Below are 11,217 nucleotides of genomic sequence, written 5' to 3'. Positions count from 1 at the left end.
AAACGCCGTCAGGCGGAAAGGAAGTGCCCTCATGCCCCGGCTCGCCTTCGCCCAGAGCTTCTGGGACGGCTACGACACCCTGGAGAAGCCGGGCCGAGCCGGAGTGCGCAAGGCATGGCGAAATTCCAGGCCATGAGCGTCGCCGAACTCAACGCGGACAAGAGACTGCGCCTGGAGTCCGTCCAGAACGCCCGTGCCGGCCGGCCGACGCGCGTGCCGACGCGCGTGCCGACGCGGACGGGTGCGGACAGGTGCGGTTCGGGGCGGGGCACCCGTCAGGGGTGGCCCGCCCCGGCCTCGTCACTCCTCCGGCACCAGAGCGCCCGCGGCGAGGCCGTCACGGGCGACGTCGGCGAGCTGCCGGCTCAGCTCGTCGACCTTGCGCATGCCTTCCTCGAACGCGGACAGGGACCGGAAGGCGGTGCCGTACCGACGCTGCTCGTCGATGCCCATGCGGGGAATGCGTGAACCCCTGCCGTCGAGTCGGTAGGTACCGCTGGCACTGGTGGACCGGCGGGCGTTGACGGAGCTGCGCAGGAATCCCCGCAGATAGTCCGTGTCGAGCTGCTCGCTGGCCGAGACCGGCTCCGGACCGTCGTACGCGACGAGTCCGGCGCGGGCGAGATCCGCGACGCTGGTGGTGGCACCGTCCAGTGAGCCCGGTTCGCCACCCGGCGCGAGTGCGGGCAGAAGGGTGGCGAGCCGACGGACCTGGTCCTCCAGTTCCTCGCGCAGGGCGGCGTACTCACCGGGATAGTCGCGGTGCCGGGACCGGAGATGGTTGCCGGGGGTCAGGTCGACGGTCTCGTCGAGGAGTTCGATCAGCGGCACGTCGGCGACCTGGTCGGGGCGTGGTTCCAGGCTCCCGTCGGGGCTGTTGCCGGTCAGGTCGACCATGCGCACGGTCTGGTTCGTGTCCGCGGCTCCCGTGTTCTCGGGGCGCCTCAGACACCACAGATGAACGGGCAGGGCGTGAGAGGTCGCCGTGCCCGGCGGCAGGGCGACCACTTGGCGCACGATCCCCCGGCGTACGAGCTCTGCCCGGATGCGGCGGCCCGCCCTGCGGTAGGCGACCGAGGCAGGCATGGCCATGAGGACCTGGCCGCCGGGCCCGGTGTGCGCGTAGGCGTGCTGGAGCCACGCCAGCTCCCCTTCGGCCTTGGACGGGGTACCGAGTTCCCAGCGGGAGTCGAGCAGCAGTTCCTCCCGCCCCCACTCGGTCACGCCGGTCGGCGGGTCGCAGACGACCAGGTCCGCCTTGAGATCCGGCCATTCGTCCGCGCGCAGGGAGTCACCTGCCGCGATGCGCACGCCCGATCGGCCCAGGAGGTCGGCGCGGAGCTGCGCGAAGCGGGCACTGTCGGCATCCGTCTCCTGGCCGCAGCAGCGCGCTCCCGCTTCGGAGGCGACGGACAGGAGCAGCACCCCGATGCCGCAGGCGGGATCGAACACCGTGGCGTCGGACCGCAGTTCGGGAGCGAGGTGACACATGGCGCGCACCACGCGCTCGGACGTCACCTGGTCCGATCCCGCACGCCGAGCGGAGTCCGTGAAACGTTCCGTCAGTGCTTTCACAAGGTCGACGGGCGCTTCGGTCCGGGCGAGTTCTCGCACACGGGTGGCGACGTCCTCCGGCAGGCCCTGCCCACTTTCTCCGGCCAGTGCCGAGGCCACCTCGGCCAGACCCGCGACCATCTGTTCCCCGTACGCGGCTCGCATGGCCTGCCACAACTCGACCTCGGGTGACACCTCTTGGCCCTTGCGCTGCTTGTCCAGCCATTCCTGGACCTCGGCGAGCGCGTAGAGCGGACTGTTCGCGGCACCTCCCGCCGCAGCGGGGAAGTCGTCGTAGCGCCGCCGCCAGTTGGAGACAGCGGCCCGAGTGACTCCGGCCAACCGGGCAATCTCGGAACCGGTGACAAGAGGGCCTACCGGTGGGGCGGCATTGTCCGTCATGCCTCTAGCGTACACGGACTAAAAACGACCCCCAGGTAAAGACCTGTTGACAACGGCAACGTGACTTCAGTGCCTCGCGTGTACTCGGTTCCTCTGGTCCAGTGCGACGCACCTGCCCCTGTTCAGGCGGCGGGCTGGAGGACGCTGCGTTCCAGGGCGGAGGCGAAGCCGTCGACGACGCGTTCGAGGTGGCGGGCGGTCTCCGGTTCGATGTCCAGGGTGCCGTCCGGGGCGGTGGCCAGGTGCTTGTCGAGGACGAACCAGCCGGGGGTGATGTGCTCGGCGCCCATCGAGGCGAGGACCGGGCGCAGTGCGTAGTCGACGGCCAGGACGTGGGCGGTGGAGCCGCCGGTGGCCAGGGGCAGTACGGTCCGGCCGGTCAGGGCGTACTGCGGGAGCAGGTCGAGAAGGGACTTGAGCAGGCCGGAGTAGGCCGCCTTGTAGACGGGGGTGCCGATCACCACACCGTCGGCACGTTCGAACAGGGCGGTGGCCTCGCGGATCGCGGGATGGCCGAAGTCGGCACCGAGCAGCGCCTCGGCGGGCAGGGTGCGTACGTCCAGCGGGATCACTTCGTGGCCTCTGGCGGTCAGCCGCGCGTCCAGGTGGCGGACCAGGCGGGCGGTGCGGGATGTGGCGGAGGGGCTGCCGGAGACGGACAGGACGGTGGCCACGGTGATCACCTCGGGTGTGTACGTAGGGGGATGTGGTGGGGCGGGGGATGTGGTGGGGCGGGCCGGGCCGGGTGGGCGGCCCGGCCCGTCACCTCGTTCGCGGACATGCCGATGAGTGCCCGGGGCCATGCCTCGGGCGGGGTTTCGGCGTGGCCCGGCTTCGGGGAGGGCGTCCGGTTCTCAGGCGGCGTCGGCGAGCGGTTCCCGCACCCGGGCGGCCACGTCGACGTGGCCGCCCCGGCGCAGGGTGTTGTAGATCGGGCAACTGTCGGTGAAGAGCCCGACCAGGACATCGGCCTCGTCCTGGTCGACTCCCTCGAGCAGTAGCTCGATCCGCAGGTACGTGTAGCGGGTGGGGTCCTGCGGGTCCCGCTGGTAGCTGACCTCGGCCCGGCCCCCGGTCAGGCCCGAGCCGCGTTCCTCGGCATGGAGCTGGATGTTGCTCAGGGAGCAGGAGGCCAGGGAGGACAGCAGCAGCTCTCCTGCCTGGACGGCCTCTCCCGGGCCGGTGCGGGCGTCGGAGACGAAGTGGTTCGTCCGGGCGGTCACCAGCAGGCGCCCCGGGGTGTCGGTGGTGCGGCCGGTGATGCTCGTGATGTCGCCTGCTGCTGTCATGCCGTGAGGTCCTTGGCGTCGCTGTGCGGGTTCCGGTGTACGAAGGGCGGGGTCAGCCGTTGTCGCCGTCGGCGTTGCCGTGGCGGCGGTCGTGCCACTGCCCGGTCTCGGGGCGCTCCAGGGCGAGGTGGTCGCGCAGGGTGCTGCCCTCGTACTCCGTGCGGAACAGGCCGCGGTTCTGGAGCTCGGGCACGACCTGGCGGACGAAGTCCTCGAAGGCGCCCGGGGTGTGGACGGACCCGATGGTGAAGCCGTCGCAGGCGCCCTCGGTGAACCACTGCGCCATGCCGTCGGTGACCTCGGCGGCGGTGCCGACGAACGATCCCTCGGTGCGGCCGCCGTACTTCTTGCCCAGCTCGCGCAGGGTCAGGCCCTCGCGCCGGGTCATCTCCACGACTTCCTGGTAGTGACCCTGGACGCCGGGGACGTCGACGTCGGGCAGCGGCTCGTCGAGCGGCAGCTCCGAGAGGTCGATGTCCAGGTGGTAGGCGAGGGTGGACAGGCCGGCCAGCGGCGGGACCAGTTCGAACAGGCGCGCCTCGGTCTCCCGGGCCGCCTCGGTGGTGGGGCCGATGATGGGGGTCGCCATGGGGAGGATCTTGATGTCCTCGGCGCGGCGGCCGTGGGCCACGGCGCGGGCCTTGATGTCCTGGTAGAAGTCCTTGGCCGACTCCAGCGAGGCGTGGCTGCAGAAGATGACGTCGGACCAGCGCGCGGCGAAGTCGCGGCCCTTCGGGGAGGCGCCGGCCTGGATGATCACCGGGTAGCCCTGGGGCGAGCGCGGGGTGTTCAGCGGGCCGCGGACGTTGAACCAGTCGCCCTTGTGGTCGATGCTGTGGACCCGGTCGGGGTCGGCGAACAGCGGGGTCTCGGCGTCGAAGACGAGGGCGTCGTCCTCCCAGCTGTCCCAGAGCTTGCAGGCCACCTCGAGGAACTCGTCGGCCCGCGCGTAGCGCTGGTCGCGGTCGATGTGCCGGTCCTCGCCGAAGTTGCGGGCCTCGGAGTCCTGGAAGGAGGTCACCACGTTCCAGGCGGCGCGGCCGTCGCTGAGGTGGTCCAGCGTGGAGAGGGAGCGCGCCACCGGGAAGGGGTCGAAGTAGCTGGTGGAGACCGTGGCGGCGAGGCCGAGGTGGGTGGTGGCGGCGGCGACCGCCGACAGCACGGGCGTCGGGTCCAGCCGCAGGGAGCCGAGGGCACCGTAGCGCAGCTGGCTGTCCATGCTGCCGCCGAGGCGGTCCGGCACGGACAGGATGTCCGGGAGGAACATCAGGTCGAACTTGCCCTGTTCGAGCACGCGGCCGATGTGCTGGTAGTAGGAGGCCGACAGCCAGCCGGGCTCGGATCCGGGGTGGCGCCAGCCGCCGGGCCGGCCGGGGCCCGCGGTCACGAAGGCGGCGAGGTGCATCTTGTTCTGGGGGGTGCTCACTGCGTGTTCTCTCTTCCCTGCTGTGGTGCGCTGTGTCGTGCGGTACGCCGGGTCCGTCACTTGGCCAGTTCGGCGGCCACCGTCTTCTTGATCGCGTCGAACCGCGAGTCCTCCAGGAATCCGGTCACGTCGATCTTCGACGGGTAGACGCCCAGGTCGTGGAAGTTGTCGGCCAGGTCCTGGGTGTTCTCGCTCGCCTTGCTGTCCACCGGTCCGAGCGTGTCGGCGAGGGACTCCGACTGCCGCTTGTCCTTGGTCACCTCGAGGAAGACCTTGCGTTCGAGGTCCTCCGAGCCGAATCCACCGATCTTGTCGAAGAAGTCGACGGCGGCCTCGGGGCGGGCGTTGATGCGGCGCTGGGTGTCCCGGATGACGCGGACGACCTTCGCGGCGGCCTCCGGGAACTCCTCGACGAACGACTCGCTCGCCACGTAGAAGGTGTGGTCGTAGGTCCTGACCTTCGGCAGCGAGCGTGCCTTGTGCCGGGCGCGGCCCAGGCTGATGGCCGGGGTCCAGCTGATCCAGGCGTCCACCTTGCCGTTGGCGAACGCCGACTCGGCGTCGGCGGCGGGCAGGTTGACGTACTCGACGTCGTCCAGCCGCAGGCCGGCGGTCTCCAGGTACTTGATGAGGCTGTAGGTGCCGGTGGTGCCCTGCTGGTCGGCGACCCGCTTGCCCTTGAGGTCGGCGGCACCCTGGATGGGCGAGTTCTGGGGGACCAGGATCTCGACCTCGTTGGAGGGCAGCGGGTAGGCGGCGAGCGGCACGATGGGCACGCCGCCGCCGATCGCGTAGGCCACGGCGGTGGCGGTGGCGAAGGTGAAGTCGACGCTGCCGGACTTGAGCGCCTCCATGACCGGCAGCGAGGCGGTGAACCCGGACGGCCAGGAGACGGTGGTGCCGCCGAGTTCCTTGCCGAGGTCCACGCCCTCGAACTTGTAGCGCAGGGCCGCCGGGATGCCGGTCTTGCCACTGCCGATGACCGCGTAGCGCAGCTTCTGCGGCACGCCGTCGGCGAGCGAGGCGGAGCCGGGCCGTGATCCACCGCCGCACGCGGCCAGGGCCGGGGCGAGGGCGGCGAGGCCGCCCGCGGCCAGGACACCGCGGCGCGAGAGCTTGCCGGACAGGAGTGGCGAGGCTCCGGTGGTCGAACGGGCGGACGGGCGGTTCACGGTCACGGTCGGTTCTTTCTCGGTGGGGCGTTGCTCGGGTGGGGCGTCGCTCGGGGAGGCGTCGCTCGGGTGGGCGGATGCGCGGGGCGGGGCCGCGGTGGCGTGCTGTCGCGGGCTCAGACGTCGGCCGGGGCGGCGGCGTGCGGTGCGAGAAGGCCCTGGAGCAGTTCTTCCTTCCAGGCGACGAGGCGGGGGTGGCCGCGCCTCTCCCCGCGGGGCAGGTCGATGCGCAGGTCGCGGCCGACGGCGCCGTCGGCCAGGACCAGGACGCGGTCGGAGAGCACGAGCGCCTCCTCCACGTCGTGCGTCACCAGCAGGACGGTGCGCGGCTGCTCCAGCCACAGGCGTTCCAGGAGCTGCTGCATGGCGATCCGGGTGATCGCGTCCAGAGCTCCGAAGGGCTCGTCCAGGAGCAGGAGTTCGGGGTGGTGGAGCAGGGCGCGGGCCAGGGCGACGCGCTGTCGCTGCCCGCCGGAGAGCTCGGCCGGCCAGGCGCCGCCGCGGTCGCCCAGGCCCACCGCCTCCAGCAGTGCGCGCGCCTCGTCCCGGCGGCCCTTGACCCCCAGCAGCACGTTGTCCTCGACCGAGCGCCAGGGCAGCATCCGGTCTTCCTGGAACATCATCCGCACCATGGGCGGCTGCGGACCTTCTCCCTGGAGTCCGACGGTTCCCGCGCTCGGCTTCTCGAGTCCGGCGATGATCCGCAGCAGGGTGCTCTTCCCCGCGCCACTGGGGCCGAGGAAGGAGACGAACGAGCCGGATTCGATCTCCAGGTCGAGGTTCTCCAGGACCCACCGGCCGTCGTACTGCCGGCCCAGGCCTTCCAGGGCGAGCCGGGCACCTGTCCGCGCCGGGGTCACTGGTTCGCCCTGGGACGGTAGTTCGGGTGCCACCGCAGCACCTTCCTTTCGATGAGCCGGGTCAGCAGGTCGGCGAGCAGACCGGCCAGTGCGTACAGCACGATGGCGAGGACGATCTGGTCGGTGCGCAGCAACTCGCGGGCGTTCTGGGCGAGATAGCCGATGCCGTCGCTGGCCGAGATGGTCTCGGCGATCACGAGGGTCATCCAGGCGACGCCGAGGGAGTACCGGATACCGGAGAGGATGGTGGGCATCGCCCCGGGGACGGCGATGTCGCGCACCAGGCTCCACCGCCCCAGTCCGTAGGAGCGGCCGAGCTGCAGCAGCTTGGGGTCGACGCCGCGGATGCCGGTCACGGTGTTCAGGTAGATGGGGAAGAAGGTGCCCAGTGCCACGAGCAGGATCTTGGGCTCCTCGCCGATCCCGAACCAGGCGATCATCAGTGGCACCAGCGCCAGGTGCGGGATGGTGCGCACCATCTGCAGGGAGCGGTCGAGGAGGATCTCGGTCACCTTGGACATGCCGACCAGGAACCCGAGGATCAGGCCGGTGGCCGCGCCGAGGGCGAAGCCCTGGAGGATGCGCCGGAGACTGGTGAGGATGTGGAACTGGAGTTCCCCGGTGGCGGCCAGATCGGCTCCCGCCCGCCACACCGCCTCCGGAGCGGGAAGGATGGACGGCGGCAGGATGCCGACCGCGGCGGTCCACTGCCACACCACCAGGACCAGCACGGGGACGACCCAGGGGCCGGCCGTGCGGGCGGCACGCAGCAGCACCCGGCGGTTGCGGGCGGCGGAGGGCGACCCGGTCCCCCGGTCCTTTCCGGCGCCGGGCCGGCCGGACGGGTCGGACGGACCGGGCGGGCCGGAGTGCGGTTGCGGGTCCTTGGCGAGCAGCAGCTGCTCGGGCATGGAGATCCCCTTCAGGAGTGGTTCGGCCACCCGTTGGGCCGCCTGGCCGGTGAGCGGCGGCAGCCGAGGAGGCCTGCGGAGTCGTGGGAGCGGTGCCCGGGGCCGGCTCCCACGCCGTGCCGAGGAACGGGCGGGGCGTGCGACGAAGTGGAGACGCGCCTGGCATCGGGCCGGACACAGCCGCGCCCGCCGCTGATTCAGCGGCCGGGACGCGGCGGGCGGAGGAGGCGTGTGATCAGCAACAGCCCGTGCTGAAGACGCGCATGAGGTCGATGTGCCGACGGCTCGTCAGGCTGTTGCAGAAACGGGAGGTCGGCCCGGCTACCGGGTGCGCCGGGTGGGCGGCGTATCGCCCTGGCTGCGCGCCACGATGCATCAGAAGCTCCCGTGATCCTGTCAGGCGTATAGGGGTCATCCACTCGAACACTTGGACCCGGACCCGAGGACGCGACGGAACTCAAGTCCGGATTCAACTGCAAGCAACTGTATACACATGTAGACAGTGGCAGACTATGACCGTCTCGAATCGCGAGAACACCTGTCCGCCGAGAGCGCCGCTTTGCGTGCGCCGCCGGCGGGTCGGCCCTCGACACGGAAGAGGAGCGAACGGCTTGAGCACCGCACGGGGAGACCGGGGCGCCGACGCGGGCACGGGCAGCCACTACGCCCGTATCCGGCGGAGCATCCTCGACGGCCAGTCACCGCCCGGAACCGTCCTGATCCCGACCGGTCTCAGCACGCAGTTCAACGTCTCGCGCACTCCCGTCCGGGAGGCGCTGATCAGGCTCGAACAGGAAGGCCTGGTGACGCAGGCCACCCGCGGCTACGTGGTCCGTACGCGCACTCCCCAGGAGATCCTGGAGATCTGCGAGGCGCGCATCGCCCTGGAGTCGACGGCCGCGCAGGCGGCCGCGACCCGCCGGACCGAGCTCGACCTCGCCCGGCTCGTCCACGTCCACGAGTGCGCCGTGGCGTCGGCGGACCCCGCAAAGCTGCAGGACCTCAACGAGCAGTGGCACCGGGTGCTGCGCGAGGCCGGGCACAACGCGACGATCATCGAGCTGATGGACCGTCTGGACGCCCAGTTGAAGGTGTACGACTTCGGCGCCACCACCCAGCCGGAGAACCTCGCGCTGATCGTCGAGGAGCACGCCCGGATCCTGGACGCGGTCCGCCGCGGCGACGCGGCGGCCGCCGGGCAGTACATGATCGAGCACCAGAGCCGCACCAAGGACCTGCGCATGGCGGCCCTCGCACGGTCCTGAGCCCCGTCCGAGCCCCGTCCCGAGTCCGGTCCGGGCGTCGTCGGCTCCGCGCCCCGCACACACCGGGGTACACACGTGGCGGGCCAAGGCGAAGGGCCCGTCACCTGGTAGGACGCCGTTCGCACAGGCAACGCGGGGCGCCGAACGGGTCTGTTATCGTCGGGCCACGCCCAGAGCCGGGCTCTGTGACCTCGGAAGGCGGTGCCCACGTGTCCGTTCCCTCGTTCTTCCCCAAGGGAACCGTCTGCCACCGTGCCGCCGCCTCCACCGGCCGGTCCTGTCCCGCTCTCGCCGGCCGGGCCGCTTCTGTCGCGTGACGCGGCACCCGCGCACCGACATCCTCCCCCCGGCCTCCTTCGGCGACTTCATCGATCTGGTCGTCCCGGAACTGAGGGCACGCGGACGCGTCTGGGAGGACTACGAGGGGACGACCCTGCGGGAGAGCTTCCACGGCCCGGGCCGGCGACGCGTACGGCCCGACCACCCTGCCGCCGCTTACGGAAGGCGAACCGATGCCGCTTCCTGACCACCCCGCCGTGCCCACCCCGCCGGCCGCCGCCGTCGATCTGCCGGGACCGCTGGTCGATGCCGCCTGGCTGCGGGAGAACCTGCACCGCCCCGGCCTCGTCGTGCTCGATGCCACGGTGCGGCAGAAGCCCCTCCCGACGGACGCCTCCGCGCCCGGTGCGGACGGAGCGGGGAACGCCGCCCCGCTGCCCACCGGCCGGGACGACTGGGAGCGGGTCCGCATTCCCGGCTCCCGCTACGCCGACCTGGCGGGCGCGCTCGCCGCACCGGAGGCCGGGTTCTCCTACGCCATGCCCGACAGCGAGTGGTTCACCGCCGCCCTGCGCGAGCTGGGCGTCGGCCCGGACTCCCGCGTCGTGGTCTACGACGACGCCTCGCGCATGTGGTCGACCCGCGTGTGGTGGGCCCTGCGGGAGATCGGCCTGCACACCGTCGCCGTCCTGGACGGCGGTCTGCAGGAGTGGCTGGCCCAGGGCGGACCGGCTGCCTCCGGCCCCGCGGCCGACCTGGACGCCGCCGGCCCGGCCGCGCCCGGCGCCGGTTGGCCGGCCGAGCAGCGCGGCACCCTGGTGGACAAGTCCGAGGTGCTCGACGTCATGAACGGCTCGCGCCCCGACCGGGTCCTGGTGTGCGCGCTCGGCGAGGACGCCTTCCACGGCTGGGCGCCCACGCGGTACACCCGCCGCGGCCACATCCCCACGAGCCTCAACCTGCCTGCCAAGGACCGGCTGCTGGACTCCCGCGGCCGGTTCCGGCCCCGCCCGGAGCTGGAGGAGGCGGTCAGTGCTCTGCCCGCCGACACCGGCACGCTCCTCTATTGCGGCGGCGGCATCTCGGCGACGCTGCTCGGGTTCGTCCTGGTCCTGCTGGGACGGGACGACGTGACCGTGTACGACGGATCCATCGAGGAATGGTCGGCCGACCCGTCGCTGCCCATGACTCAGACGCCGCCCGCGAACAGCTGAACCGCCGCCCGCCGTACCGTGTGCGGGTGCCGGGTCATTCCCCCCGGCACCCGCTCCCGCCCAGACGGGACGGCGTGAAGCCTCCCCCCGGAACGGTCCCGGCGCCACGATCGGACCGGCGGCTTCCGCACGACGACGCACCGGGCCCTCGAAGCCGCCGGCAGGGAGCGGTACGCGGCGAAACTCTCACAACAGCGATCGCCCCCTCTATGAGGGGCGAAGAACGGGATCGATCTCTGCCAGACTCTCGTGCAGCCGACGGGCCCCCCGGGCAACACGATCGTCGGTGTCGTCCGACATCTCATCGCAGAGCCGTAGCGCCTCGTCCAGGTCGTCCGAGAAGATGCTGAAGACATCGACGATTGCGGTGTGGATCCAATCGGCGTGATTGTCGTTGGCGACTACCAGCGCGGACGCGACTATCGTCAGTCCGACCCTGTCCTTTCGACGAAGCAAGCCTTCCGCGGTCCGTCGGGTGACGAAGGTGTCACCAGGGTCGAGTACAAGCCCCAGCAGCGGCTCTACGGCCTCCCGCATCTCGGCGAACCCTGCCAGGCTGTGACCGGCATCCGCTCGGTCACGCCAGTCATCGCTTCGCCCGAGTTCGCCAAGCGTCATGACGACCGCACGCCGCAGGTCACTGTCCACTTATTCGCCCACCACTCCCACGATTCCGGTCAAAATATCATCGAGGCGCCCTACCGGATGATCGCCAGGACAGGTCCTAGACGCGGAGGTTACTGCCGGGCGGTGGACTCCGCCCGAGCCAGTGACCGTGAACGCCTGACCGTCGGGCAAGCCCGGACATGCCTGTGCCCTGTGACTCTCCTCGGAGCCACAGGGCA

Annotated in this window: 11 protein-coding genes; 3 read left to right on the top strand and 8 right to left on the bottom strand. The window is 71.3% G+C overall.

Features of this window, described 5'->3' with window-relative positions; translation table 11 throughout:
• Positions 1–300 precede the first annotated feature (300 nt).
• From V4Y04_RS29480 to V4Y04_RS29450, 7 genes are all read right to left on the bottom strand, one after another.
• Positions 301–1,956: an HsdM family class I SAM-dependent methyltransferase gene (locus V4Y04_RS29480; RefSeq protein WP_332431407.1), complete on the bottom strand. Its 1,656-nt coding sequence runs from the start codon at positions 1,954–1,956 to the stop codon at positions 301–303.
• A 122-nt stretch (positions 1,957–2,078) separates the two neighbouring features.
• Positions 2,079–2,630, bottom strand: a complete 552-nt coding sequence (gene ssuE, locus V4Y04_RS29475) for an NADPH-dependent FMN reductase (protein ID WP_332433037.1) — start codon at positions 2,628–2,630, stop codon at positions 2,079–2,081.
• A gap of 180 nt (positions 2,631–2,810) precedes the next feature.
• Positions 2,811–3,245 carry an OsmC family protein gene (locus V4Y04_RS29470; RefSeq protein WP_332431406.1) on the bottom strand — a complete coding sequence of 145 codons (435 nt, stop codon included), beginning with the start codon at positions 3,243–3,245 and terminating at the stop codon, positions 2,811–2,813.
• A 52-nt stretch (positions 3,246–3,297) separates the two neighbouring features.
• Positions 3,298–4,671 carry an LLM class flavin-dependent oxidoreductase gene (locus V4Y04_RS29465; protein WP_332431405.1) on the bottom strand — a complete coding sequence of 458 codons (1,374 nt, stop codon included), beginning with the start codon at positions 4,669–4,671 and terminating at the stop codon, positions 3,298–3,300.
• 56 nt (positions 4,672–4,727) lie between these two features.
• On the bottom strand, positions 4,728–5,849 hold the full coding sequence (locus V4Y04_RS29460) for an NrtA/SsuA/CpmA family ABC transporter substrate-binding protein (protein ID WP_332431404.1): 1,122 nt from the start codon (positions 5,847–5,849) through the stop codon (positions 4,728–4,730).
• A gap of 110 nt (positions 5,850–5,959) precedes the next feature.
• Complete coding sequence (locus tag V4Y04_RS29455) at positions 5,960–6,736, bottom strand: ABC transporter ATP-binding protein (RefSeq protein WP_332431403.1); 777 nt, start codon at positions 6,734–6,736, stop codon at positions 5,960–5,962.
• A complete protein-coding gene (locus V4Y04_RS29450; RefSeq protein WP_332431402.1) occupies positions 6,700–7,614 on the bottom strand; it encodes an ABC transporter permease in 915 nt (304 codons plus the stop codon). The genes V4Y04_RS29455 and V4Y04_RS29450 overlap by 37 nt, the downstream gene beginning before the upstream one ends.
• Before the next feature lie 611 nt (positions 7,615–8,225).
• Between V4Y04_RS29450 and V4Y04_RS29445 the strand changes: the two genes are divergently transcribed.
• The 3 genes from V4Y04_RS29445 to V4Y04_RS29435 all read left to right on the top strand — a co-directional run bounded on the left by V4Y04_RS29445 (position 8,226) and on the right by V4Y04_RS29435 (position 10,372).
• The gene (locus V4Y04_RS29445; protein ID WP_332431401.1) at positions 8,226–8,879 is read left to right on the top strand and encodes a GntR family transcriptional regulator; all 654 of its coding nucleotides are present in this window, start codon (positions 8,226–8,228) and stop codon (positions 8,877–8,879) included.
• A 313-nt stretch (positions 8,880–9,192) separates the two neighbouring features.
• On the top strand, positions 9,193–9,405 hold the full coding sequence (locus V4Y04_RS29440) for a hypothetical protein (protein ID WP_332431399.1): 213 nt from the start codon (positions 9,193–9,195) through the stop codon (positions 9,403–9,405).
• Complete coding sequence (locus V4Y04_RS29435; protein ID WP_332431397.1) at positions 9,392–10,372, top strand: sulfurtransferase; 981 nt, start codon at positions 9,392–9,394, stop codon at positions 10,370–10,372. Before V4Y04_RS29440 ends, V4Y04_RS29435 begins: the two co-directional genes overlap by 14 nt.
• 207 nt (positions 10,373–10,579) lie before the next feature.
• Here the strand turns inward: V4Y04_RS29435 and V4Y04_RS29430 are convergent, their stop codons facing one another.
• The gene (locus V4Y04_RS29430; protein ID WP_332431396.1) at positions 10,580–11,020 is read right to left on the bottom strand and encodes a hypothetical protein; all 441 of its coding nucleotides are present in this window, start codon (positions 11,018–11,020) and stop codon (positions 10,580–10,582) included.
• Positions 11,021–11,217 lie beyond the last annotated feature (197 nt).

Source organism: Streptomyces sp. P9-A2 (genome assembly GCF_036634175.1).
In the GTDB taxonomy this organism is placed as follows: domain Bacteria; phylum Actinomycetota; class Actinomycetes; order Streptomycetales; family Streptomycetaceae; genus Streptomyces; species Streptomyces pratens.
Note: the sequence above shows the minus strand (reverse complement) of the source record. Positions and strands in the feature narration are given on the sequence as shown.